The sequence below is a fragment of the Pontimicrobium sp. SW4 genome (genome assembly GCF_039954625.1).
Classification (GTDB): Bacteria; Bacteroidota; Bacteroidia; order Flavobacteriales; family Flavobacteriaceae; genus Pontimicrobium.
This window is the reverse complement of record NZ_CP157199.1, coordinates 2,599,012-2,624,918: the sequence shown is the minus strand read 5'-3', so window position 1 is coordinate 2,624,918 and position 25,907 is coordinate 2,599,012. Positions and strand designations below refer to the sequence as shown.

20 protein-coding genes and 1 riboswitch are annotated in these 25,907 nt (G+C 31.5%); of the genes, 16 read left to right on the top strand and 4 right to left on the bottom strand.

Translation table 11 applies throughout. The features are described 5' to 3' along the window. Window positions 1-23 precede the first annotated feature (23 nt). From proC to ABGB03_RS12170, 9 genes are all read left to right on the top strand, one after another. The gene (proC, locus tag ABGB03_RS12210; protein WP_347922850.1) at window positions 24-824 is read left to right on the top strand and encodes a pyrroline-5-carboxylate reductase; all 801 of its coding nucleotides are present in this window, start codon (window positions 24-26) and stop codon (window positions 822-824) included. Next, complete coding sequence (locus tag ABGB03_RS12205) at window positions 821-1,954, top strand: aminotransferase class III-fold pyridoxal phosphate-dependent enzyme (protein ID WP_347922849.1); 1,134 nt, start codon at window positions 821-823, stop codon at window positions 1,952-1,954. Before proC ends, ABGB03_RS12205 begins: the two co-directional genes overlap by 4 nt. Window positions 1,955-2,043: 89 nt before the next feature. Continuing rightward, complete coding sequence (locus ABGB03_RS12200; protein WP_347922848.1) at window positions 2,044-2,982, top strand: acetylornithine carbamoyltransferase; 939 nt, start codon at window positions 2,044-2,046, stop codon at window positions 2,980-2,982. 68 nt (window positions 2,983-3,050) lie between these two features. After that, window positions 3,051-3,827 (top strand): acetylglutamate kinase, encoded by a 777-nt coding sequence (gene argB, locus ABGB03_RS12195; RefSeq protein WP_347922847.1) that lies wholly within the window; start codon window positions 3,051-3,053, stop codon window positions 3,825-3,827. Then, a complete protein-coding gene (locus tag ABGB03_RS12190; protein ID WP_347922846.1) occupies window positions 3,827-4,894 on the top strand; it encodes a M20 family metallo-hydrolase in 1,068 nt (355 codons plus the stop codon). Before argB ends, ABGB03_RS12190 begins: the two co-directional genes overlap by 1 nt. Window positions 4,895-4,989: 95 nt before the next feature. Continuing rightward, window positions 4,990-6,264 (top strand): argininosuccinate lyase, encoded by a 1,275-nt coding sequence (gene argH, locus ABGB03_RS12185; protein ID WP_347922845.1) that lies wholly within the window; start codon window positions 4,990-4,992, stop codon window positions 6,262-6,264. A gap of 264 nt (window positions 6,265-6,528) precedes the next feature. Then, complete coding sequence (locus tag ABGB03_RS12180; RefSeq protein WP_347922844.1) at window positions 6,529-8,220, top strand: hypothetical protein; 1,692 nt, start codon at window positions 6,529-6,531, stop codon at window positions 8,218-8,220. 289 nt (window positions 8,221-8,509) lie between these two features. After that, the gene (locus tag ABGB03_RS12175; RefSeq protein ID WP_347922843.1) at window positions 8,510-9,709 is read left to right on the top strand and encodes a serine hydrolase domain-containing protein; all 1,200 of its coding nucleotides are present in this window, start codon (window positions 8,510-8,512) and stop codon (window positions 9,707-9,709) included. A gap of 307 nt (window positions 9,710-10,016) precedes the next feature. After that, entirely contained in the window at window positions 10,017-11,801 is a 1,785-nt protein-coding gene (locus ABGB03_RS12170) for a hypothetical protein (RefSeq protein ID WP_347922842.1), read from the top strand. A gap of 206 nt (window positions 11,802-12,007) precedes the next feature. On the opposite strand, the gene leuB is transcribed toward ABGB03_RS12170, so the two are convergent. The 4 genes from leuB to ABGB03_RS12150 all read right to left on the bottom strand — a co-directional run bounded on the left by leuB (window position 12,008) and on the right by ABGB03_RS12150 (window position 16,501). Next, entirely contained in the window at window positions 12,008-13,126 is a 1,119-nt protein-coding gene (gene leuB, locus ABGB03_RS12165) for a 3-isopropylmalate dehydrogenase (RefSeq protein WP_347922841.1), read from the bottom strand. Between the two features lie 179 nt (window positions 13,127-13,305). After that, a complete protein-coding gene (gene leuD, locus ABGB03_RS12160; protein WP_347922840.1) occupies window positions 13,306-13,890 on the bottom strand; it encodes a 3-isopropylmalate dehydratase small subunit in 585 nt (194 codons plus the stop codon). A 2-nt stretch (window positions 13,891-13,892) separates the two neighbouring features. Then, on the bottom strand, window positions 13,893-15,290 hold the full coding sequence (leuC, locus tag ABGB03_RS12155; RefSeq protein ID WP_347922839.1) for a 3-isopropylmalate dehydratase large subunit: 1,398 nt from the start codon (window positions 15,288-15,290) through the stop codon (window positions 13,893-13,895). Window positions 15,291-15,325: 35 nt separating this feature from the next. Beyond that, window positions 15,326-16,501, bottom strand: coding sequence for a 2-isopropylmalate synthase (locus ABGB03_RS12150; RefSeq protein WP_347922838.1), 1,176 nt, complete (start codon window positions 16,499-16,501; stop codon window positions 15,326-15,328). Between the two features lie 149 nt (window positions 16,502-16,650). Between ABGB03_RS12150 and ABGB03_RS12145 the strand changes: the two genes are divergently transcribed. The 7 genes from ABGB03_RS12145 to ABGB03_RS12115 all read left to right on the top strand — a co-directional run bounded on the left by ABGB03_RS12145 (window position 16,651) and on the right by ABGB03_RS12115 (window position 25,907). After that, on the top strand, window positions 16,651-18,201 hold the full coding sequence (locus ABGB03_RS12145) for a hypothetical protein (RefSeq protein WP_347922837.1): 1,551 nt from the start codon (window positions 16,651-16,653) through the stop codon (window positions 18,199-18,201). A 77-nt stretch (window positions 18,202-18,278) separates the two neighbouring features. Next, window positions 18,279-18,401: riboswitch (SAM riboswitch) on the top strand. Window positions 18,402-18,518: 117 nt separating this feature from the next. Next, entirely contained in the window at window positions 18,519-19,817 is a 1,299-nt protein-coding gene (locus tag ABGB03_RS12140; RefSeq protein WP_347922836.1) for an O-acetylhomoserine aminocarboxypropyltransferase/cysteine synthase family protein, read from the top strand. Between the two features lie 62 nt (window positions 19,818-19,879). Beyond that, window positions 19,880-23,278, top strand: coding sequence for a bifunctional aspartate kinase/homoserine dehydrogenase I (gene thrA / locus ABGB03_RS12135; RefSeq protein WP_347922835.1), 3,399 nt, complete (start codon window positions 19,880-19,882; stop codon window positions 23,276-23,278). Between the two features lie 50 nt (window positions 23,279-23,328). After that, complete coding sequence (locus ABGB03_RS12130) at window positions 23,329-24,498, top strand: aminotransferase class I/II-fold pyridoxal phosphate-dependent enzyme (protein WP_347922834.1); 1,170 nt, start codon at window positions 23,329-23,331, stop codon at window positions 24,496-24,498. Window positions 24,499-24,531: 33 nt separating this feature from the next. Beyond that, the gene (locus ABGB03_RS12125) at window positions 24,532-24,942 is read left to right on the top strand and encodes an Rrf2 family transcriptional regulator (RefSeq protein WP_347922833.1); all 411 of its coding nucleotides are present in this window, start codon (window positions 24,532-24,534) and stop codon (window positions 24,940-24,942) included. 95 nt (window positions 24,943-25,037) lie between these two features. Beyond that, a complete protein-coding gene (locus tag ABGB03_RS12120; protein WP_347922832.1) occupies window positions 25,038-25,292 on the top strand; it encodes a DUF2061 domain-containing protein in 255 nt (84 codons plus the stop codon). Window positions 25,293-25,298: 6 nt separating this feature from the next. Further along, entirely contained in the window at window positions 25,299-25,907 is a 609-nt protein-coding gene (locus ABGB03_RS12115; RefSeq protein WP_347922831.1) for a phosphoadenosine phosphosulfate reductase family protein, read from the top strand.

Genomic DNA, 25,907 nt, shown 5'->3' with positions numbered 1-25,907 from the left:
AACCGCTTTCGCGGTCAATAAATATGAAAATAGCAATCATAGGAACAGGAAATTTAGGAAAGTCAATCGCAAAAGGATTGATAACAACAAATGCCATTACATCACTCTATTTAACAAAGAGGGATTTAGATAGCATAAAAGAGTTTGAAGGTTATAAAAATGTATTTCTAACGGTGGATAATACCGAAGCGGTTAAAAACTCAGACATCATAATTTTTGCTGTTCAACCAGCACATATGGAGAATATCTTAATCGATATAAAACCATTGCTTCATGAAAATCATGTGTTGATTTCGACCATTACTGGGTTTTCCATTGAAAAAATGGAAAGCATTGTTGGAGCAGATAAATTTCTAATTAGAGCAATGCCAAATACAGCTATTGCAGTTGGGAAGTCTATGACCTGTTTGTGTAGTAATGAAAAAGGAAGTTTAAGAGTAAAAATTGCAGAGGCTATTTTTAACAGGTTAGGAACTTCATTAACGATTCCTGAAAGTCAAATGCAAGCTGCAACTGTAGTTTGTGCTAGCGGAATTGCATTTTGGATGCGATTGATTAGAGCAACAACGCAAGCAGCAATTCAACTAGGTTTTGATGCTAAAGAAGCACAGGCATTAGCTATGCATACTTGTGAAGGAGCTGCAAGTTTATTAATTAATACAGGCAATCATCCAGAACAGGAAATAGATAAAGTAACCACGCCGAAAGGGTGTACGATAGAAGGTTTGAACGAAATGGAACATAAAGGATTAAGCTCTTCTTTAATTCAAGGGATGGTGTCTTCTTATAAGAAAATTAATAGTATTAAAACAGAGCAATTATGAAATTATTCGACGTATATCCTTTGTTTAACATCACTCCTGTAACTGCAAAAGGTGTTTATGTGTATGATGAAAACAACACTAAATATCTCGATTTATATGGAGGTCATGCTGTAATTTCAATTGGTCATTCGCATCCAGAATATGTAAAGCGTATAAGCGACCAAGTCGGCAAATTAGGGTTCTATAGTAATTCTATTCAAAACCCTTTGCAAATTGAATTAGCGGATAAATTAGGGAAGTTATCAGGCTGTGAGAGTTATCAATTATTCTTATGTAATTCTGGAGCAGAAGCTAATGAAAATGCTCTTAAGTTAGCATCTTTTCATACTGGAAATAAGAAAATTGTGTCCTTTAAAAACTCTTTTCATGGTCGTACTTCTGCAGCTGTGGCCGCAACCGACAATCCTAAAATAATTGCACCAATAAATGCTCAACAAGAAGTAGCATTTTTAGAATTGGGAGATTTAGAAGGGTTAAGTGACGTATTGAAAACAGGAGATGTTTGTGCTGTAATTATTGAAACTATTCAAGGAATTGGAGGATTGGATGAGGTTACTACAGCGTTTTATCAAGGCATTAGCAAATTGTGTAAACTTCATGGGGCACTTTTAATTGCAGATGAAATCCAATGTGGATTTGGAAGAACAGGTGATTTCTTTGCTTTTCAAAAACATGATATTGTGCCAGATATTATTTCGATGGCGAAAGGCATGGGTAATGGATTCCCTATCGGAGGCATATTAATTCACCCAGATATTAAAGCATCATTTGGATTATTAGGAACAACCTTTGGAGGAAATCATTTGGCATGTGTAGCATCAATAGCTGTTTTGGATGTGTTGAAGAAAGAGAATGTAATGCAGCATGTAAAAGAAATTTCTAAATATTTCATTGAGAAAGCAGGAGGAATTTTACAAATAAAAAACATAAAAGGAAGAGGGTTAATGTTAGGATTGGAATTCGATTTCCCAATAGCAGAATTACGAAAAACATTGATACATAGGCATCATATATTCACTGGAAGTTCAAAGAATCCTAATTTATTAAGAATTCTACCACCTTTAACAATTCAAAAAGAACATATAGATCTATTTTTTGATGCATTAAGGAGTAGGTTACTAAGTAGTTAATAGCGTCATTCTGAATTCATTTCAGAATCGCATAAAAATATACTAATGAGAAGCTGAAACAAGTTCAGCTTGACGTAAAAATTAAAAAAATGAAAAAATATATAAACATAGATGATATTGAAAATGTTCCCAAAATTATTCAGGAAGCAATTCAATTAAAGCAAAACCCATTTCAATTTGAAAATTTAGGAAAGCATAAAACATTGGTTATGCTATTTTTTAATTCTAGCTTAAGAACGCGACTAAGTACCGAAAAGGCAGCAAAAAACTTAGGTATGGAGGTCATGATTTTAAATGTCAATGATGCTTGGAATTTAGAATACGAAGACGGGAGTATTATGAATTTAAATACTGCCGAACATGTTAAAGAAGTTGCTCAGGTAATTTCACAATATGCCAATATTATTGCAATTAGAGCATTTCCAAGTTTAAAAGATAAGGCTAAGGACGAAACGGAGTATATACTCAATAATTTTAAAAAATACGCTTCTGTGCCTATTGTAAATATGGAAAGTGCAACAGCGCATCCATTGCAAGCATTAACAGATGCTATAACCATTGAAGAGTTAAAGACAAAGCAAAAACCAAAGGTAGTATTGTCGTGGGCACCTCACCCAAAAGCATTACCGCAAGCAGTTGCGAATTCATTTGTAACCATGATGCAGGAGTTGGATGTAGATTTTAGTATAACACATCCAAAAGGTTATGAGTTAAATGCTAAAATAACCAAGGATATTCCAATTAATTATAATCAAGTAGATGCTTTAAAGGATGCTGATTTTGTTTATGTAAAAAATTGGAGTAGTTATTCTGACTATGGAAAAATCTTGTCGCAAGAGTCTAATTGGATGATGACAAAAGAAAAATTAGGGAATGCAAAATTTATGCATTGTTTGCCTGTAAGGCGTAATGTTGTGGTTGAGGATGCTGTGTTAGATAGTGAGCAATCAGTAGTCATTCAACAAGCTAATAACAGGACATTTGCTGCTCAAGTAGTATTGAAGAACATATTAGAAAACGTTAAATAATCGTCATTCTGAATTTATTTTAGAATCACATAATGAGAAGCTGAAACAAGTTCAGCTTGACAAGAAAAATGAAAACATTAAAAATTATAAAAATTGGAGGAAATATCATTGATGATAAAGCATCATTGATAGATTTTCTTGGTGATTTTTCTAAACTAAGAGGCCCAAAAATCTTGGTGCATGGAGGTGGAAAGCTAGCTTCAAAATTGGCGAATCAAATGGGAGTTGATGTAAAAATGACCAATGGAAGACGTATCACAGATCCAGAAACTTTAGATATTGCAACCATGGTATATGCCGGAAAAATTAATAAAAATATTGTTGCACAATTACAAGCAAACAATTGTAATGCTGTTGGATTTTCTGGAGCAGATGGAAATACAATAGTATCTGTGAAACGTCCTGTAAAAGAAGTAGATTTTGGTTTTGTTGGAGATATCATACAAGTAAACACAAAAGTATTACAGTTATTACTTCATAATGATGTAAGCCCAGTTTTTTGTGCATTAACACATGATAAGAATGGACAGTTGTTAAATACCAATGCAGATACTATAGCATCAGAATTGGCTATTGCGTTTGCTAATGATTTTAAGGTAGAATTGTATTACTGTTTTGAGAAAAACGGTGTACTAAAAGATGTAAACGATGAGGATTCGATCATTCCAAATATTAACACAAAGACTTATCAATTTTTAATTGATGAAGGGATTATTACAGACGGCATGTTGCCAAAAATCAACAACTGTTTTCATGCGATAGAACATCAGGTAACTAAAGTGTGTATTGGGAAGCCAAACATGCTGTTCGAATCTAATTCAAAATTCACAACCATTCAGAAATAATGAAGCAAAAAGAATTAACAAAAAACGCTATTACGTTACTCAAAAATTTAATCGAAACACCATCGTTTTCTTCCGAAGAAGAGAACACCGCAGTTTTAATTGAGAATTGGTTTAAGAATTATAAGATTCCGTTTCAAAGAACAAAAAACAATGTTTGGGCTACTAATAAATATTTTAACAAGCACAATCCAACGCTTCTATTAAACTCGCATCACGATACAGTAAAACCAAATAATGGGTATACTAAAGACCCTTTTAAAGCGATTGTTGAAGACGGTAAGTTGTACGGATTGGGAAGTAATGACGCAGGAGGTTGTTTAGTATCTTTATTGGCAACATTTACGCATTTTTATGAGAAGAAAGATGTAAACTATAATTTGGTAATTGTCGCTTCTGCCGAAGAAGAGAGTAGTGGTGCAAATGGGTTAAATAGCATGCTTTCTATTATCCCAAAAATAGATGTTGCCATTGTTGGTGAGCCTACTTTAATGCATCTAGCAATAGCCGAAAAAGGCTTGGTAGTTTTTGATGCCAAGGTAAAAGGCACGCCTAGTCATGCGGCGCATCCTAATCATGATAATGCTATTTATAATACCATAAGTGTGCTAAAATGGTTTCGAGATTTTAAATTTAAAGAAGTCTCAGAAGTACTAGGCGAAGTAAAAATGACCGTGACACAAATTAATGCAGGAAAACAACATAATGCAATTCCAGCTGAGGTGGATTTGGTAGTTGATGTGCGTGTAAATGATAAATACTCTAATCAGGAAATTGCAGATTTGTTAGTGCATAATTCACCATGTACAAGCATTAAAGCACGTAGTTTACGATTAAACTCATCTTCCATTCCAGTGAATCATGAATTAGTAAAGGCTGGAATTTCTTTGGGTAGAAAAACTTACGGATCTCCAACTTTATCAGATCAAGCATGTTTAACCTGTCCTTCTTTAAAATTAGGACCAGGAGATAGTACACGATCGCATACTGCGGATGAGTTTATTTATCTCAAAGAGATAGAAGAAGGTGTTAAAATATATATTGAATTGTTGAATAAAGTAGTTGCTTAACAATTCTGTCATTCCTGCAAAGGCAGGAATCCACAAAATAACAATAAAGAATAAATAGATTCCTACCTTCGCAGGAATGACAAAAGACAACAATTATGAAACTCTGGGACAAAGGATTTACAATAGACAAACAAATAGAGCAATTCACTGTTGGTAACGATAGAGAAATTGATTTACATATTGCTAAATACGATGTAATTGCATCGTTGGCACATGCAAAAATGTTGAAGAAAATTACTATAATTTCTGCTGAAGAATTGCAACAGCTAGAACATGGACTAGCTATTTTAAGTCAACAAATAGAAGAAGGTTCTTTTATTATTGAAGATCAGTTTGAAGACGTACATTCCAAAATAGAAGCAGAACTTACCCAAATGTGTGGAGACGTCGGTAAAAAGATTCATACAGCACGTTCCAGAAACGACCAAGTTTTAGTAGCACTGCAATTATATTATAAAGAGAGCCTTTCCGGAGTAACTACCAAAGTCAAAACCTTATTTGATACGCTTTTACAGTTAGCTGAAACCTATAAAGACAAATTATTACCTGGTTATACACACTTACAAGTAGCTATGCCATCCTCATTCGGTTTATGGTTTTCGGCCTATGCCGAATTATTGATTGACGATGTACATATGTTAAACGCGGTAAACAAAATTGTGGATCAAAATCCTTTGGGGTCTGCAGCAGGTTATGGTAGCTCGTTTCCTATTGATAGAGAGTTTACAACTAAGGAACTAGATTTTTCAACCTTAAAATACAATGTGGTTGCGGCTCAATTAAGCAGAGGTAAAAGTGAACGAGCAGTTGCAAGTGCCTTGGGAGGATTAGCCAATACTTTAAGCAGATTTGCAATGGATATTTGCTTGTATATGAGTCAGAATTTTGGTTTTATATCTTTTCCAGATGAGTTGACTACTGGAAGTAGCATCATGCCACATAAAAAGAATCCAGATGTGTTTGAACTCATAAGAGGAAAATGTAATAAAATTCAAGCATTGCACACCGAAATGCTATTAATCACAAACAATTTGCCAAGTGGCTACCATAGAGATTTTCAGTTGTTAAAAGAGTCTATGATTAATGCTTTCGAGGATATAAAAAATAGTCTAGATATTTTTAATTACGCAATACAACAAGTAATTGTAAAAGATATTGATTTGAGTGATGAAAAATACCAATACCTGTTTACGGTAGATAGTATTAATAATTTGGTAGTCGATGGATTGTCGTTTAGAAAAGCGTATCAACAAATTGGCGCACAAGTACAAGATGGAACGTATAAACCAGATATGAGCAAAGAACATTCTCATGTTGGTAGTATTCATAATTTGTGTTTAGATAAGATTAAGGCTAAGTTTCCAGAGTAGTTAAGCTTGTGTTATATGTGATTAAGTATATTTCTTTGCAAAATTGAAATATCTTATTAGCTTAAAAACTAGCTTAAGGTTAAAAGTGTCTAACGATTTAGATAAGCAAGTAGATGTATTCTTTATTTTAATTGCAACGATTTGATTATCAATTAATAAATTATTATATTGTTGCATATTATAATATTTTACTCTCCCTTAAAGATTCTAATTTTCAGTTATTTTTCATTGTTATTTCTTATTTAATAACTAAAACTGATTACCATGAAATTAAAAAAAGTAACCTGTGTTTTAATGTGTTTTGCATCCTTTTTAGGGTATGCGCAAATTGATAAAGAGCATGTAAAAAAAGATTTGGAAGAAAAACAAGAGAGGTATGTGAAAACTCTCAATATTTATAATAAGGAAAAAGATAAATTTGATACTCTCGTTAAAAATAAGTCCTTTTCCAGCATAAAAGAGGTAGAACTCAAAAAATTAGATAGTTTAATATCAGATTTAAATAAAATATTTGAAGAAGCTCAGTTAGCTCGAAATTATTATTTACAAAGTGATATCAAAGACTTAGCAGACGGTGTGAAAAAAGATTCGCTTGATAAGTTTTATAATATTAATAAATATTCGAAAGTTGTAAAAGAAGAAGCGAAAAAAGAAGAAGCGAAAGTATATCTCTATTTTGGCGATAAAAAAATCATTGAAAAAGATAAATTTTTCAATAGAGAAACTGAAGATGAAATAATTAAAGACATGCTTAACCGAGAGAGTGAATCTTATTTTGGAAATTTTAGCATTCCTGAAAAGGAGAAAGATATATTTCTTGTTGAGTATAAAGAGAAAGCGGATAACTCTTTTAGTTTTGAATATTCTCCTAAATCCTATAAGTTTCATAAGATTGATCTTGAGTTATATGAAGGAAGCTTGGTAGATATTAAGTTGTTTTTAAAAGATAGTGAAGGAAGTGTCTATCTATTTGAAAATAAAATATGGCCAATATCATTACTTAGATTTTCAAAAACGGCCTATAAATTTTATTTGCAATATTCTTCTAAACAAAAAAAAGGAATAGATGAGATTGACGATGGAAAATATAAAGATGAAAAGTATTATGTTAGACTAAGTGATGTATTGCAGTATATAAATAAGCCTGGAAAAAACTTTGTGCCTGATGACCAAAACTTTTCATTTCCAATAGAAGACGAAAACACCAGTCCTACAGTTTATGAGTTAAGGCAAGATACCAGTTTAAAAAATGTGTTAGAGCTAAGAGCTTACACTGACTTTTTGGGCTTGTTTAATGATGATCCTAATGGTATTGTACAGTTTGAAGGAGATGCTAGTTTTTATATTTTCCCTTTTAGATATCCAAATACAAATATTTATTATTTAAAAAAAATCAAACCTTATGTGCGATTTTCTCGATTTGATGAAGGAGATAATATAGTGCAAATAAACAGCGATTCATTGGTAAATGGACTAGATGTAATTAAAAAAACCTACCTAAGTTTAGGAGTTAAACTTGATGTTTTAAATTTTAAGTTTAGTAAGGAATTGCCTTTTGAAGTTAATATTTATGGAGCAGCAAGGTACAACGTTGCCAATGTAGCTTTCGATGCAGAGAAAAAAGAAAAGGAAAACTATAAAGCCATGGGTTTGGGAGTCGGGGCGAATTTAGATTTTAGACGATTTGATAATTTTGGTTTTAATCTATCAACAGAGTTTATATGGTATAATCTAGATGATTGGAACAATTATAACCAAATTATTGATATGCAAAAACATCTTTTGGCATTTAAATTAGAATCTGAAATATCCTATTTCCCAGCTAGTTCAAAAACAAGTGCGATTTTTTTAAGGCTAAAAGTGTTTAATGATATAGATAGACAAAGAGATTCCAACTTTTTTCAATTTCAATTTGGGTATAAATTTAGTGTGGGCTTAAATGCTATTAAAAAATAATGTATTTGCAATCAATTTATATAATTGTGGATTGTCTCAAATGTATATTGGTAAAATTTAAATTCGAGTCATTAAGAGAAGTGTATCTAAATACCATATTGGGAGTATTCATAATTTGTGCCTAGATAAAATTAAAGCTAAGTTTCCTTAATAGTAGGCTTTGTAAAGAAATTAATCTAGCTTCGTTTTGTGCAAGTGTAAATGATCAAAAAGAACAGAGTTAGTATACTATAAACTAAAAAGCTAATAATAACTATATTTAACAGTTTTAAAGCTCATAAGTATTTAAATGAAGAAAATAGTTATTCTACTTACATTAAGCATTTTGTTCTGTCATAGCTACGGACAAACAAAAGAATCAATAACAAAAAAACTAATAGAAGATCTAGAGCAAATCTATTCGCAAGATTATATTAACGGATTTTCGGTGGCAATTGTAAATGAAGAAGAAACGCTTTTTGAAAAAGGATTTGGTTATTCTAATAGAAAATTAAACAAAAAGTATACAAAAAATACTATCCAGAATATTGCTTCTATTTCTAAAACTTTTATAGGGATTGCTTTGTTAAAAGCTCAAGAACTTAATAAGCTTAATCTTGATGATCCTATAAACAAGTATTTACCTTTTAATGTGGTCAATCCTTATTTTCCGAATACACCAATAACTATTCGGCAATTGGCGACACATACGTCTAGTATTAAAGATCCTTCTAGATATGAAAAAAATGGATACATTTTAAAAGATAAAAACAATGGAGAAGCTAAAGTAAATAGTAATTTCCGTTCTCCAGATGAAATGATAACACAAAGTGTTTTTTTGAAAAACATTTTAAATGAAAAGGGTAAATGGTATAAAAAAAGTAATTTTTTAAAAGCCAAACCAGGAATGCTTTTTGAATACTCCAATGTTGCAGCAAGTTTAGCAGCTTTTGTTTTAGAAAATGCAACAGGTAAATCCTTTAATGAATTTACAAAGACTTATATTTTTGAACCTTTAGAAATGTCTGATACTGGTTGGTCTTTTCATGAAGTAGATTTTTCAAATTATTCAAATCTTTACGCGAATAAAGAAACACAACTAGCCTTTTACCATTTAGTAACTTATCCCGATGGAGGTTTAATCACATCATCAAGTGATTTAGGTAAATATTTATCAGAACTAATTTCTGGGTACAGTGCAAAAGGAAAAATCCTTACTACTGAAAGCTATATTGAGTTGTTTAAACCATATTTAACTGATAAACATTATAAAGAAAGAAATGATAGCTTGTACAATGACGAATACAATATGGGGATTTTTATAGGTATTTCTGCTCAAGGACAAATAGGTCATACAGGAGGAGATCCAGGAGTGGCAACATTTATGTTTTTTAATTCCAAAACCAAAGTTGGTAAAATTCTAATTGTAAACACGGAACTTAAAAAGAAAGGGGTTAAAGAGTTTGTAGATATTTGGAAAACATTAGAAAAATATGAAAACAGGTTGTGAATTAAATGCATGAAATTTACAATTGTTCTTCAGTATACAAGGTAATTAACAAACTGACGGTATATTTAAAAATGGTATGAGTAAAGAGCATTTCCATATTGGTAGTTTTCATAATTTGTGCTTAGATAAAATTAGAGCGAAGCTTCCAGAGTAGTTGACTTTGTAAGAAAATTAAGCTAACTTCGTTTACTTCTGCTGAACTAGCTTCAGTGACAACGGATAAAAGCAATTAAAAAAAAATATATCAAAGCATTGTACATAATTATTAGAGCATAAGTTCCTATTCAATAATTTTAGAACTTTAAGAATGAATCTCCTTGGAAAAATTTCTCATGAAAATGAGGTAATAGATAAAAAAGTAAAATTGTTCTATGATTATTTTCATAGCTTTCTATCTAAAAACGAATATTTAAGGCTTCAAAACCATCCTTTGAATAATCATTTAACATTATTCCAAAAAATAGATTATAGACTAAATCAAGATAAATTAGAGTCTAGTTCTAAGGTAATCTTAAAAAAATTAGTTCAAAATAAAATGTTTAATTCATCAGATGAATTTTCTAAAAAACAAGAACTATCGATAATAATTAAAAAAATTAGAATGCTATTATCTCAGCCAAATATCTCGATTTCGGAGTTGAAGGAAGAAGTTGAAAAAGGTGTGATTTATCTAAATGATTCTTATAATTATGAAAGCATTAATTATCTCGATAAATGTATCCATGAATTGATTTCATATCTTAGTTGTGGATGCGATTTATCTGTACATAAGGCACAAATAATTTATTACTCAAAATTAATTTCTTCAGAGTTTATACGTCATAACTTCAAACTAGATGAATTAACCAGAGGTGACGGACTATTCAACAAAATACTATCAAAAGAAATAAACATCGAACCTTCATCAAATTATACTTACACAAATTTTCCGCTTCCAGAAGAAATTGAAAAACTAAGAGAGAACACTCCTGAATTTAATGAAAAAGTTGAAGAGTTTTTATCAAATCGAACTTTTAAACAACAATTTCAAGGAATTGTAAATTATCTACAAAAAGAAGAATCACCTTCATACTTTATTGTTAAGGTTGCTAATGTAAATACGAGAGAAGAGTTTAAAAATATATTTGGTGAATATGAGATATTTACGAAATCATATTTTGATATGATTAAAATAAATTTACCTCAAGAATGTCATGAAAATCTTGATAGATTTAGTAATCAAGAGAATATTATTTTTATAAAAATACAAGTAAAGTCTAAATCCAAAAAAAATGCTAAACAGATTGCATTCTCTGAAGCTGAAAATGTATTATCGTATCTAAATTATCCAAATGAAACAAAAGGATATATAGACAAAAGTGAAATTATTGAAATATTTGAAGAGTCTATAAGTTATTCTTATACACATGAAATCTTGCGTATCGCCCATGATAATGGATATATTTTAGATAAATCAATAGAAAACACAAGATTATATACACAATTGAAAAATTTAGACAAACTATATTTCAGAGCATTTACTAGTAATTTAACAGAGGATAAAATTGTAAACGCTTGGAGATATATCGAAATTCTTGCTAAATATGCCAATTTTAGCAATGATAATATTAGGATAAAAAAAATACCATATATTTTAATGTGTTCAGAAGAACACATTACTAAAACTCACCTTGATTTATTAATTTTTAATTTGATTTATAATAATCAAACTGAAGTCAACTCAACAATTTCACATAAAGAATTTCATAATATATCTGGAAAACCAATAGACATTGATTTTCTACAAATAAAAACAAACTATTATTTCACTAATGAGTTAATTGATATTTCAAAAAAGTTTACTGTACTATTTAACGAATCGTATAATAGATACAAAACGCAGTTTGAATTATTGTATGAACAAAGAAACTATATAATTCACCAATCTGAAATATGTTCTATAGATATAGATTCATTTATTGAATTTATTCAAAATTTACTAAAAAGAATAAGAAGGTCTATAATTGATTATATAAAACTTACACCAGACACGAATCTAAAGGATGCAATAGAATATCTAATAACAACTGGACAAGCAAAAATGGAAGAATAACTATGTACAACACCGCATATAAAAAATTTCTTTTTACAGCTAAATTCAATGTTTATTAATTTTTAATTACTATTTTTTAAACTCGGAAAACAGGGTTTGTATAAAACGCAACTTTCCATATTTAAACCCGTTAAACGAACAGATAGAAAATAAAGTTAAGAAGCACCTCAATCAAGATGCTTTTTTTAGTATGTTTTACAATCAATTTATATAATTGTAGACTGTCCCAAATGAATATTAGTAAAATTTAAATTTGAGTCTTCAGGATTTGTAATAAAATCTTCAATAAAGTCGCCAACCTTACCGGTAGTAACATTATCGTATTTTGTATTAATATCTGGTGTTGTAATATGTAATTTCAAAGATTTTTCGACTGCTGTTTTAATTAAATCAGCTTCCGCATGCAATTCAAAATGCTCTAATAACATGGCTGCCGATAAAATAGAAGCAATTGGATTCGCAATACCTTTCCCTTTAGCTTGAGGATATGAGCCATGAATCGGTTCAAACATCGCATACTTATCTCCAACAGAAGCAGATGCTAATAAGCCAATTGAGCCTCCAATAACACTAGCTTCATCGCTAATAATATCACCAAACATATTTTCAGTTAAAATCACGTCAAACTGTTTTGGGTTCAATATCATTTGCATGGCAGCATTATCTACAAACAAGAAGTCTAATTCTACATCTTTGTAGTTTGCGGCGATTTCAGTTACTACTTTACGCCATAAACGTGAGCTTTCTAATACGTTAGCCTTATCTACTAGCGTCACTTTGCGTCTTCTAGATTGTGCAGCTTTAAATGCTAGATGTGCAATACGCTCAATTTCTTCACGTGAATATTCACATAAATCAGAAGCTGTGTTGCCATCTTCACTTAAATTCTTTTCACCAAAATAGATACCTCCAGTCAATTCACGATAAATACTAATATCTGTGCCTTTAATAATATGACGTTTTAAAGGCGACTTGTCTAATAAGCTTTCGTATGCTTTAACAGGTCTGATGTTAGCATATAAACCTAATGATTTACGGAGTCTTAGCAATCCTTGTTCTGGTCTTACTTTTGCAGAAGGATCATTATCATATTTTGGGTCACCAATAGCACCAAATAAAATAGCATCGGTTGCCTCACACACATCTAAAGTTTCTTCTGGTAAAGGGTTTCCAGTTTCGTCAATGGCGATAGCGCCAACAGGAGCATATGTAAATGTAAATGAATGGTTAAATTCCATAGCAATAGCTTTCAAAGCTTTTATGGCTTGATCTGTTACTTCTGGTCCAATACCATCTCCTGGTAAAACAGCAATATTAAGTTTCATCGAAAAATTTATTTTTCGTTCCCATGCAAATGGGAACCTTTCTTTATAATTTTATTCTTTATTTTTTGCGTTACCTTTCGTTTACACTTCAGGTCGCGTTTTCCGTTTTATCTTTTGTTTTGTTCTCGATACTTGCTTTGCAAACTCGAACTGACAAAAAAAGGATGTCACTGCAACCGCTAACGCGACATTTCAAAAGCTTCAATTTGTTCTTTTTTACTTAACAAATAGTCAATATCATCATAACCATTTATCATGCATGTTTTTTTATAAGCATCTATTTCAAACGACTCAGATATGTTTGAGTCTGAAATAACAATTGTTTGCGCTTCTAGGTTAACTTCAATTTGTGTTTCAGGATTGTTTGTGACAGTATCTAACAAAGTCTTTAAAAACACTTCTGATACTTGTACGGGAAGCAATCCATTATTAAGTGCATTGCCTTTAAAAATATCTGCAAAAAAACTAGATACAATAACTTTAAAACCATAGCCAACTAAAGCCCAAGCTGCATGTTCACGACTGGAGCCACAACCAAAATTATCTCCTGCTACTAGAATGCTTCCTGAGTACTTTTGGTTGTTTAGATTAAAATCAATATTAAGCTCTCCAGCTTCATTAAATCTCCAATCGCGAAATACGTTATCACCAAATCCTTGTTTATCGGTTGCTTTTAAAAAGCGTGCAGGAATAATCTGGTCTGTGTCAACATTTTCAATGGCTAATGGAATAGCTCTTGATGTAAGTGTTGTGAATTTTTCCATAATTAAGCCAATTCTAAAGTTTCTATATCTTTTGTTACATCTACAATTTTTCCAGCAACTGCAGTTGCTGCAGCCACTAAAGGACTTGCTAAAATGGTTCTTGAACCTTGTCCTTGTCTACCTTCAAAATTTCTATTTGAAGTAGATACGCAATATTCTCCTTGCGGAATTTTATCATCGTTCATTGCTAAACACGCTGAACAACCTGGTTGACGAAGCTCAAAACCAGCAGTATCAAAAATATCTTTAAGACCTTCTTCAATTATTTGTGCTTCTACTTGTTTACTTCCAGGAACTAACCATGCAGTAACATTATTTGCCTTTTGTTTTCCTTTAATAAAGTTGGCAGCTACTCTAAAATCTTCAATTCTCGAATTTGTGCAACTACCAATAAACACATAATTTATAGGCTTATTAATCAATGATTCTCCAGCTTCAAAATTCATGTATTCTAATGATTTTTTAAAGGAAGCATTGTTGTCTACAGGAATAGTTTCAGAGATTTTAATTCCCATTCCAGGATTGGTTCCGTAAGTTACCATTGGCTCAATATCTGCTGCGTCAAAGTAATATTCCTTATCAAAAACAGCATCAGCATCAGTTGGTAAGGTTTTCCAATAGGCTATTTTTTTGTCAAATGCTTGTCCTTTAGGTGCAAATTCTCGACCTTTTACATACTCAAAAGTCGTTTCGTCTGGAGCAATCATTCCGCCACGAGCTCCCATTTCAATACTCATATTACAAACGGTCATTCGACCTTCCATACTCATGTTTTCAAATACATCGCCTGCATATTCACAAAAATAACCTGTACCAGAATTTGTTCCCAGCTTAGAAATGATGTAAAGAATGACATCTTTTGGTAAGACGCCATTCTTTAATTTGCCATTAACCGTAACCCTTAAACTTTTCGGTTTAGATAATAATAAGCATTGACTAGCAAATACTTGTGCTACTTGACTGGTGCCAATACCAAAAGCAATAGTACCAAAAGCACCGTGTGTTGAGGTGTGACTATCACCACAGACCATGGTCATTCCAGGTTGTGTGATGCCTAGTTCTGGAGCCATTACATGTACAATACCGTTGTATTTATGACCAAGCTCATAAAGCGTAATATCATTTTTGTTGCAATTTTCAGAAAGCTGCTCTAGTTGTTTTCTAGATAGTTCATCCTTAATTGGTAAATCTTGGTTTAAGGTTGGCGTATTATGATCAGCTGTTGCAACAATTTGATTTGGTCTAAAAACTGGAATTCCGCGAGCTTCTAATTCATTGAACGCTTGCGGACTTGTTACTTCGTGTATTAAGTGTTTGTCTATATATAAAATTTGAGGTCCATTTTGAACCGAATCGACGACATGTGCATCCCAAACTTTATCAAATAATGTTTTTCCCATATGTATTTTCCGCGAAAACGGAAATCTCTTTTTAGTTAAGCTGAGATAATTTCTCTATAAATTTTACTAGTCTCAATAATTTGATGAATATCACTATCATTGATTTCTTTCTTTTTATCTGCAAAGGTTAAGAAATTTGCATATACTTCATCCAGTTGTAATTTAGTAAGTTCGTAACCTACATTTTTTGCTCTATACGCTAATGCAGCACGACCACTACGTGCAGTTAATACAATGGCAGATTCAGTAACACCAACTTCTTTAGGGTCAATAATTTCGTAAGTTTCACGATTTTTTATCACACCATCTTGATGTATTCCTGAGCTATGAGCAAATGCATTAGCACCAACAATAGCTTTATTTGGTTGTGTATATATTCCCATACTATCAGACACTAATTGGCTAATACCATATAGCATTTCTGTTTGAATATTGGTGTCTAAATTTAAGTATGGATGCTGTTTTAAAATCATCACGACTTCTTCTAAAGCCGTATTTCCAGCACGTTCACCAATGCCATTAATTGTGCATTCAATTTGACGAGCACCATTAATAACACCTTCAATAGAATTTGCAGTAGCAAGTCCTAAATCGTTATGACAATGACAAGATAAAATAGCTTTTTCAATGCCTTTTACATTTTCTTTTAAGTACTTTATTTTTGCACCATATTCATGAGGTAAACAGTAACCTGTAGTATCTGGAATATTTAACACAGTTGCTCCAGCTTTTATGGCAGCTTCACAAACACGTGCTAAATAATCGTTGTCAGTTCGTCCAGCATCTTCAGCATAGAATTCAACATCTTCAACAAAAGATTTTGCATAACTCACAGCTGCATAAGCGCGTTCTATAATATCTTCACGATTACTTTTAAATTTATGTACGATGTGAGAATCAGAAGTGCCAATTCCTGTATGTATTCTTGGTTTTTTTGCATGTTTCAATGCTTCTGCTGCAACCTTTATATCATTTTCTACCGATCGCGTTAAACCACAAACCGTTGCGTTTTTTACTATTTTTGAAATTTCTTCAACCGATTTAAAATCTCCTGGACTAGATACTGGAAATCCAGCTTCTATTACGTCAACACCTAATGTATCTAGTTGTTCAGCTATCACAACTTTTTGTTCAGTATTCAATTTGCAACCAGGAACTTGTTCGCCATCTCTGAGGGTTGTATCAAAAATTTGTACTTGAGAATTTGACATTTGTTCTAATATATTTTTGTATTGTAATACGAATTTATATTTTGGATTATTCAAAGTATCGATTGCATAGCCATTAATTACGATGTCAACACAAATTTTATTTAATTTAAAATATTGATTAACAGTGATTTAAATTCATTATTTGCACTATGACTAAAGAGCAAAAAGACAACTTATTCGTATTGGTAAAATCGCTGTCTAAATCAGAGAAGCGTCAATTTAAGCTTTATGTTGGTCGCCTGGGAGTTAATGAAGATTCTAAATTTTTGCTATTGTTTAATGTTTTGGATAAAATGGCTGGATATGACGAACAAATTATTCTAAAGAAAGGGATTGTAAAAAAACAACAACTCTCAAACTTAAAAGCGCATCTTTATAAACAAATCTTAATTAGTTTAAGACTTAACCCTTTGCATCAAAATATTAGAGTTCAAATTCGTGAACAATTGGATTTTGCAACTATTTTGTACCACAAAGGACTTTATAAACAAAGTTTAAAAATTCTTGATAAAGCTAAAACCTTAGCTCTTAATTATGAAGAAAAAAATATAGCTTATGAAGTTTTAGAACTTGAAAAAATTATTGAATCACAATATATTACTAGAAGTATTAGTAGTAGAGCAGATGAACTAACAATACAAGCAAAGGAGTTAAACAGACAAAATTTATTAACTAGTAAATTATCTAATTTGTCTCTTCAATTATATGGGCTATTTCTTAAAACAGGATATGTTAAAAACGACGAAGAATACAAAAAGGTTACAAAATATTTTAACGATAGATTACCTAAATTTACAATTAAAGAACTAGGTTTTAGAGAAAAATTATGGCTGTATAAATCGTATTTGTGGTATAGTTTTTTAACTCAAGATTTTTTAGCATGCTACAAATATTCTAAAAAATGGGTGGATTTGTTTTACGAAAACCCAAGCATGATTAAGTTAAATCCAGTATTTTTTCTTAAAGGAAATCAATATTTATTAGAAGCCTTATTCTTTATAAGACATTATAACAAATTCAAAGATACCCTTGACAATTTGGAAACTATAACAAAGGAGAAAGACTTTCCTAAAGACGATAATGTTGAAAGCTTAATCTTCCTATATGTATATGCAAATAAATTTAATTTGCATTTCATGGAAGGGAGTTTTCATGAAGGATTACCTCTAGTTAATGAGGTGTTAGCAGGTATCAAAAAACATAAGAGCAGGATTGATGAACATCACATAATGGTATTCTATTATAAAATTGCAAGCTTATATTTTAGTATAGGTAAGCATAAAAAGTCCATTGAGTTTTTAGATAAAATTATTAGTAATAAGTCACTCTCAATGCGAGAAGACCTATTATGCTTTTCAAGGATTTTAAACCTAGTTGCACACTATGAAGCTGGATTAGATTATAATCTAGACACACTCATTAGAAGTACATATAAGTTTCTAATTCGAATGGAAGATTTATACGAAGTACAGAAAGAAATGATTAAGTTTTTAAGAAGCTTAGGCGATATTTATCCTCATCAAATACGCGGAGAATTTATAAAACTCCATAAAAAGCTAAAAACTTACGAAGACCATCCTTACGAAAGTCGCGCATTTTTGTATTTGGATGTTATTTCTTGGCTTGAAAGTAAAATAGAAAATAAATCGGTTGATTTAATTATTAGAGAAAAATTTAAAGCTAAAAACAAAATAAATTAAAATAAACCGAAAAATATTTGGTTATTACTATTTTCTTTCTGAATATTTGCGCTCACAAAGTTCAAAAACTTACTGAAATGTTATCAAGAAAGGTGGAGGGATTAGACCCTGTGAAGCCTTAGCAACCCTTTAGCAATAAAGAAGGTGCTAAATTCTACTTGAAGAAGCAATTTATTTATTGCTATTCGGATAGATAACTCAAGCGTAATTACTCATCCTTAATTACGTATTTTCTTATAACATTTTTCTATTAAGTACGTCAATAATGACGCATTTGACTTTTGGTTTAATTTATTATTAACTCAAAAATTAGAGAAATGAGTACACAAAAATTCGCAACAAAAGCGTTGCATGCAGGTCACAATGTTAACCAAACAGCAGGTACAAGAGCAGTGCCTATTTATCAATCTACAGCCTATGTTTTTAATGATTCAGATCATGCTGCAAATTTATTTGCGCTAACAGAACCTGGAAATATTTATACCAGAATTAATAATCCAACTAATGATATTTTAGAGCAACGATTAGCTGCGTTAGACGGAGGTATTGCTGCAGTTGTAACAGCATCAGGTACAGCTGCAATTGCAACAACATTATTAACGCTTTTAAAAACAGGCGACCACATAGTAGCTTCAAATAGTTTGTATGGTGGGACTTACAATTTATTAAATGTAACGCTGCCTCGTCATGGTATTACAACAACGTTTGTAGACCCTTCAAATCCAGAAAACTTCAAAAATGCAGCTCAAGAAAACACGAGGGTTTTCTTTGCTGAGTCTTTAGGGAATCCTAAGTTAGATGTATTAGATTTAAAGGCAATTTCTAAACAAGCAAAAGCTTTTAAAGTTCCTTTTATTGTAGATAATACAGTAGCTACATCCTATTTGGTGAAACCAATAGAGCACGGTGCAAATATTGTAATTCATTCATTAACAAAGTACGTAAATGGTAATGGTACTGCACTTGGCGGTGCTATTATTGATGCAGGAACGTTTGATTGGGCTAGTGGGAAATTCCCTGAGTTTACCGAGCCATCTGCAGGCTATCATGGACTTGTTTATAGTGAAGTTTTAAAGGAAGCTGCATTTATTGCAAAAGTGCGTATTGAAGGCTTAAGAGATTATGGTTCAGCATTGAGTCCGTTTAATGCATTCCAAATTATTCAAGGTTTGGAAACCTTAGAGCTTAGAATAAAAAAGCATAGTAGCAATGCATTAGCGCTAGCAAAATGGTTACAAGAACAACCAGAAGTAAATTGGGTTAATTACCCAGGTTTAGAAACTAGTAAGTATAAAGATCTTGTAAAGCAATATTTACCAAAAGGGCAAAGTGGTTTAGTTACGTTTGGTGTAGATGGTGGTTACGAATCGGCTAAAACTATAGCAGACACAACAAAACTATTCTCGCTTTTAGCAAATATAGGAGACACAAAGTCGCTCATTATACATCCAGCTAGTACGACACATCAACAGTTAAGTGAAGAAGCACAAGAAACTACAGGTGTTACAAAAGATTTAATTAGGCTGTCTGTTGGTCTAGAAGATATAGAAGATTTGAAAGCAGACTTAAAAGAAGCTTTTGCTGTGGTAAAAAATAAATTGAAAAGTTTAGTTTAGTTCTGAGGGTAGGTATGCTTATTTAATAAGGGTGCCTACTCTTTTTTAATTAATTCACACATATGAACACACTAAATTTTATAGAAGTAGCCGATTACATAACTAATACAGGCTCAAAAAACACTATTAAACTGTCATACGAAGTATTTGGTAAACCTTTACATGAAGCTCCAGTAGTATTGGTAAATCATGCATTAACAGGAAATAGTAATGTGGCTGGAGAAAAAGGCTGGTGGAAAGATTTAATAGGAGAAGATAAAGTTATAGACACAAATACATATTCGGTTTTGTCTTTTAATATTCCTGGAAATGGATATGATGGATTTGTGATAGAAAATTATAAAGATTATGTAGCACGCGATGTTGCTAACATCTTTTTAAAAGGTTTAGAACTTTTAAAAATAGACAAGTTGTTTGCTATTATTGGAGGATCGTTAGGTGGTGGGATTGCTTGGGAAATGGCAGTTTTAAATCCAAAAATAACAGAGCATTTAATTCCAGTAGCTACCGATTGGAAATCTACCGATTGGCTCATCGCTAATTGTCAAATACAAGAACAATTTTTATTAAATTCTAATAATCCAGTACATGATGCTAGAATGCATGCTATGTTATGTTATAGAACACCAGAGTCTTTTAAGGAACGTTTTCAACGCTCAAAAAATGATGATTTAGAAATATTTAATGTAGAAAGTTGGTTGTTACACCATGGCAAAAAATTGCAAGAACGGTTTCAGTTATCTGCCTATAAATTAATGAACCAATTATTAAAAACAATTGATGTTGCAAAAGACCGTGAAGCCAATTTTAAAGTACTAGACTCCATTAAAGCCAAAATCCACATTATTGGTGTCGATTCTGATATGTTTTTTACAGCAGAAGAGAATAGAGAAACACATAAACAATTAGCATTAACGCATCCAAATGTTACTTATAACGAGATTAGTTCGGTACATGGTCATGACGCTTTTTTAATAGAATATAAACAGTTAGAAAAAATTATTGAAGGAATTTTTAAACCAGATTCAAAAGAAAAAGGAATGAAAATATTGAAATTTGGAGGAAAATCTCTTGCAAATGACATTGGGATTAATTCAGTAATCTCAATTATTGAAGATAAAGTTAATCTTAATGAAAGAATAGCTGTAGTAGTTTCTGCTCGAGGAAATGCAACAGACGAATTAGAAGCTATTCTAGAAAAAGCAGTTAAAAATGAAGCCTATAATGAGGAATTTGAAGCATTTAAAGATTACCAATCTAAAATATCTAATAATGTAGATTTTTCGAAGGAGTTTTCAACTTTAGAAAAGTTATTTGAAGGTGTAAAACTTTTAGGAGACTATAGTAAAAAAATCAAAGATGAGGTTTTGGCGCAAGGAGAATTACTTTCTATAAAACTTATTGAACAATTATTAAAAGAAAAAGGAATTAAGGCAAATGCAACAGATGCGAGATTGCTAATTAAAACTGATGAAAACTTTGGTGATGCTCAACCTTTAACAAAACTATCTAAAGAGAATGTTATAAGTCATTTTGAAAAATATAATGGTAAAACAGTAAACATAGTTACTGGTTTTATAGCTTCAAACACTAAAAATGAAACCACAACTTTAGGTAGAAATGGTAGTAACTATACTGCGTCTTTATTGGCTAATTATTTAGATGCCGAAGAGTTACAAAACTATACACATGTTAACGGAATTTATACTGCCAATCCAGATTTGGTTCAAGATGCTAAAAAAATAGAAGAATTATCGTATAGCGAAGCCAACGAATTAGCAAACTTTGGGACAACAGTATTACATGCTAAAACAATAATTCCGCTAATTGAAAAAAATATATCTCTTAGAATTTTAAACACTTTTAATCCTAAAGACAAAGGCACTTTAATAACATCACGAACAAATTTAGAAGGAATTAAATCCTTATCAGTTTTAGATAATGTAGCATTGATAAATTTTGAAGGTCGTGGTTTACTAGGAAAAGTAGGTGTAGATGCAAGAATTTTTAGAGCTTTAAGTAATCATAATATTAGTGTTAGTATAATTTCTCAAGGTTCTTCTGAGAGAGGTATTGGCTTAATTATTGATTCAAAAAGAGCTTCGGAAGCTGTTATTGCTCTAGAAAGAGAATTTGAAAATGATTTCTATTCAAAAGATGTAAATAAAATTGACATTATAGATGACGTATCTGTTATTTCTATAGTTGGACAAGACTTAAGCACGTTTCATAAACCATTCAATGCATTAATAAAAAACCAAATAGTCCCATTGTTGTTTAACAATACTGTTTCTGGAAAAAATGTAAGCTTGGTAGTAAAAAAAACAAACCTTCATAAAGCACTAAACGTAATTCATGGGGAAATTTTCGGAATTTCTAAAAAAATAAACTTAGCTATTTTCGGACATGGTTTGGTTGGAGGGACTTTAATAGACCAAATAATATCTTCAGCAAAAGAAATCGAAAAACGTAAAGGTATAAAGCTTAACATTTTTGCTATTGCCAATTCTAGAAAAGTATTATTAAATTCAAGAGGCGTAAATAATGATTGGAAGAACGAGCTAGAAGAAAAAGGAGAAGCGTATACAATTAACACCATTATTGACTATGCAAATAAACTGCATTTAGAAAATTTAATAGCAATCGATAATACATCAAGTAAAGATTTTGTAAACCAATATACCAAACTGGTAGACCACGGATTTGATTTAGTGTCTTCAAATAAAATAGCAAATACTATTGGATTAGACTTCTATCATGAATTGAGATCGCATTTAGCAAAACACCAAAAGCGTTATTTGTACGAAACTAATGTTGGTGCAGGCTTACCGCTAATAGATACGATTAAACTATTGCATTTATCGGGTGAGAATATTACACGTATTAGAGGTGTGTTTTCAGGGTCGTTAAGTTATTTGTTTAATAATTTCTCGACCAATGATAGACCGTTTTCTAAAGTACTACAAGAAGCCGTTGATAACGGATTTACAGAACCAGACCCAAGAGAAGATTTATGCGGGAATGATGTAGCAAGAAAACTATTGATTTTAGCAAGAGAGCTTGATTTACATAACGAAATTGATGATGTGAAAATTCAAAATTTAATTCCTGAATCATTGAGAACTGTTGAAGCTTCAGAGTTTTTAAAGTCATTCGAAAAAATGAATGATGAATATCAAATTTTGAAAAACAACCAATCACCAAATCATGTATTGCGATATATTGGTGATTTACATGGAAATCTTGCAGATGAAAGTGGTGCAAATCTAGATGTAAAATTAGTGTCGGTTCCAGAAAGCTCGCCGTTAGGCGCCTTAAAAGGATCAGATTCAATATTTGAAATATATACGGAGTCCTACGGAGAACAGCCTTTAGTAATACAAGGCGCAGGAGCAGGAGCACAAGTAACTGCTCGAGGTGTATTTGGAGATATATTAAGATTAGTAGATAACAATAACTAAAATAGTTAAGTCATTCTGAATATGTTTTCAGAATCACATAAAATTATAACATGAGCAATTATAAACAAGAAACCGAAGCCATTAGAACGCAGTTAGAGCGATCACAATATTTAGAGCACACAACACCATTATATTTAACCTCAAGTTTTGTATTTGAAGATGCCGAAGATATGAGAGCTTCTTTCACTGAGGAAAAACAACGTAATATTTATAGTCGATTTTCAAACCCTAACACATCAGAGTTTGTAGACAAAGTATGCAAAATGGAAGGCGCAGAAGATGGATATGCTTTTGCTACTGGAATGGCAGCAGTATTTTCCACTTTAGCAGCTTTATTAGATAGTGGTGACCATATAGTATCTGCGCAATCCGTATTTGGTTCTACACATACCTTGTTTACAAAATATTTACCAAAATGGAATATTACAACAAGCTATTTTAAAGTAAATGAAATAGATACATTAGAGAACCTTATAACTCCAAAGACTAAAATACTATATGCTGAATCACCGACCAACCCAGCAGTAGATATTTTAGATTTGGAGTTTTTAGGAAAGATTGCCAAAAAGCATAATTTAATTTTAGTAATAGACAATTGTTTTGCAACTCCCTACTTGCAACAACCTATTAAATTTGGTGCAGATATAGTTATACATTCAGCTACTAAATTAATGGATGGTCAGGGACGAGTGTTAGGTGGTGTTGCAGTAGGTAGAGCCGATTTAATAAGGGAAATCTATTTATTTTCTAGAAATACAGGACCTGCACTATCGCCATTTAATGCATGGACATTATCTAAAAGTTTAGAAACCTTAGCTGTACGTGTAGATAGACATTGTGAAAACGCTTTAAAAGTTGCCAAGTTTCTTGAAAATCATGATAAAGTGAATTGGGTAAAATATCCATTCTTGAAATCGCATCCACAATATGAAGTAGCAAAAAAACAAATGAAACAAGGAGGAAGCATTGTAGCATTTGAAGTTAAAGGAGGTGTTGAAGCAGGGCGTAAATTTTTAAATGCGATAAAGCTTTGTTCTTTATCGGCAAACTTAGGAGATACTAGAACTATTGTTACACATCCTGCATCAACAACCCATAGTAAATTGAGCGAAACAGATAGATTGGAAGTAAGTATTACAGATGGTTTGGTGCGTGTGTCTGTTGGTTTGGAAAATATAGAAGATGTGATTGATGATTTAAATCAGGCATTGCAAAATTAATGTTATGCGAGTTATAATTTTTATATTCGCAATATGCTTTCAGCAAAAACAAAATATGGTATAAAGGCTATGACGTTTATGGCAAAACAGGAGTATAAAACACCTGTACAAATTGCTGCTATTGCCGAAAGTGAGAATATCTCGCAGAAATACCTAGAAAGTATACTACTCACGCTACGTAAGGCAGGTTTTTTAGGCTCTAAAAAAGGTAAAGGAGGAGGCTATTATTTATTAAAAAAACCGGAGGATATTAAAATGTCTGGAGTGATGCGTGTTTTAGAAGGGCCAATTGCTATGGTACCTTGTGTAAGCTTAAATTTTTACGAAAAATGTGAAGATTGCCCAGACGAAAATGCTTGTGCTGTACATAATTTAATGCTGGAAGTTAGAGATAATACTCTTAATATCTTCAATAATAGGTCTCTTGCCGATTTAATTTCATAAAAAGTTTATTTTTTTTTGATTTTCTAAATATTCCTATATATTTGTATTATTAACCTAGTAATCCGATAGGATAATAGTATTAATTAAATTTAGATATGATTATAGATAATGTTTTACAGATAAAGTCTAACAAAAAAGCTTTAGATGCATCTCAAGAAAAAATTAAAAGAAGCTTAGCAAAAACAATAAGTTGGCGAGTTATAGGTACAATTGATACTGTATTAATATCGTGGTTAATTACAGGAAAAATAGCATTGGCATTATCTATAGGCACCATAGAGTTAATATCAAAAATGATATTATACTTTTTTCATGAACGTGCTTGGAATAAAATAAAATGGGGAAAATAAAGTATTATGAATTTAGAGGGAATAAATAAAACATTAAAAGAAAAATCACCGCTAGAAATCATCAGTTGGGCTCTTAGTTTGGCTAAAAAACCAGTACTAACAACCAATTTTAGACCATATGAAGCTGCAATTTTACATGCAGTTTCAAACGTAAAAAATGATATTTCTGTCATTTGGTGTGATACAGGCTATAATACACGAAATACCTATAAACATGCTGAAGAATTAATTGAAAAATTAAAATTGAATGTTAGTTTATATGTGCCTAAACAAACAGCAGCACATAGAGATATAGTTTTAGGGATTCCAACAATAGAGGATCCTAAACATAAAATTTTCACAGAACAAGTGAAGTTAGAACCTTTTAAACGTGCTATGGCTGAACATCAACCTGATGTTTGGTTTACCAACCTTCGTAAAGGACAAACAGCATTTAGAGATAGTATAGATATTGTGTCTAAAGGTGCAGATGGGATCTTAAAAGTGAGTCCCTTTTATTATTACTCTGATACTGAATTAGACAGGTACTTAAGTGAAAATAAATTACCGAATGAGTTTAAATATTTTGATCCAACAAAACAATTAGAAAACAGAGAGTGTGGATTGCACGCTTAA

What these genes read in the sequence shown, in the direction of transcription:
- proC (WP_347922850.1), top strand. Translation starts at nt 24, where the DNA reads ATGAAAATAGCAATCATAGGAACAGGAAATTTAGGAAAGTCAATCGCA.
- ABGB03_RS12205 (WP_347922849.1), top strand. Translation starts at nt 821, where the DNA reads ATGAAATTATTCGACGTATATCCTTTGTTTAACATCACTCCTGTAACT.
- ABGB03_RS12200 (WP_347922848.1), top strand. Translation starts at nt 2,044, where the DNA reads ATGAAAAAATATATAAACATAGATGATATTGAAAATGTTCCCAAAATT.
- argB (WP_347922847.1), top strand. Translation starts at nt 3,051, where the DNA reads ATGAAAACATTAAAAATTATAAAAATTGGAGGAAATATCATTGATGAT.
- ABGB03_RS12190 (WP_347922846.1), top strand. Translation starts at nt 3,827, where the DNA reads ATGAAGCAAAAAGAATTAACAAAAAACGCTATTACGTTACTCAAAAAT.
- argH (WP_347922845.1), top strand. Translation starts at nt 4,990, where the DNA reads ATGAAACTCTGGGACAAAGGATTTACAATAGACAAACAAATAGAGCAA.
- ABGB03_RS12180 (WP_347922844.1), top strand. Translation starts at nt 6,529, where the DNA reads ATGAAATTAAAAAAAGTAACCTGTGTTTTAATGTGTTTTGCATCCTTT.
- ABGB03_RS12175 (WP_347922843.1), top strand. Translation starts at nt 8,510, where the DNA reads ATGAAGAAAATAGTTATTCTACTTACATTAAGCATTTTGTTCTGTCAT.
- ABGB03_RS12170 (WP_347922842.1), top strand. Translation starts at nt 10,017, where the DNA reads ATGAATCTCCTTGGAAAAATTTCTCATGAAAATGAGGTAATAGATAAA.
- leuB (WP_347922841.1), bottom strand. Translation starts at nt 13,126, where the DNA reads ATGAAACTTAATATTGCTGTTTTACCAGGAGATGGTATTGGACCAGAA.
- leuD (WP_347922840.1), bottom strand. Translation starts at nt 13,890, where the DNA reads ATGGAAAAATTCACAACACTTACATCAAGAGCTATTCCATTAGCCATT.
- leuC (WP_347922839.1), bottom strand. Translation starts at nt 15,290, where the DNA reads ATGGGAAAAACATTATTTGATAAAGTTTGGGATGCACATGTCGTCGAT.
- ABGB03_RS12150 (WP_347922838.1), bottom strand. Translation starts at nt 16,501, where the DNA reads ATGTCAAATTCTCAAGTACAAATTTTTGATACAACCCTCAGAGATGGC.
- ABGB03_RS12145 (WP_347922837.1), top strand. Translation starts at nt 16,651, where the DNA reads ATGACTAAAGAGCAAAAAGACAACTTATTCGTATTGGTAAAATCGCTG.
- ABGB03_RS12140 (WP_347922836.1), top strand. Translation starts at nt 18,519, where the DNA reads ATGAGTACACAAAAATTCGCAACAAAAGCGTTGCATGCAGGTCACAAT.
- thrA (WP_347922835.1), top strand. Translation starts at nt 19,880, where the DNA reads ATGAACACACTAAATTTTATAGAAGTAGCCGATTACATAACTAATACA.
- ABGB03_RS12130 (WP_347922834.1), top strand. Translation starts at nt 23,329, where the DNA reads ATGAGCAATTATAAACAAGAAACCGAAGCCATTAGAACGCAGTTAGAG.
- ABGB03_RS12125 (WP_347922833.1), top strand. Translation starts at nt 24,532, where the DNA reads ATGCTTTCAGCAAAAACAAAATATGGTATAAAGGCTATGACGTTTATG.
- ABGB03_RS12120 (WP_347922832.1), top strand. Translation starts at nt 25,038, where the DNA reads ATGATTATAGATAATGTTTTACAGATAAAGTCTAACAAAAAAGCTTTA.
- ABGB03_RS12115 (WP_347922831.1), top strand. Translation starts at nt 25,299, where the DNA reads ATGAATTTAGAGGGAATAAATAAAACATTAAAAGAAAAATCACCGCTA.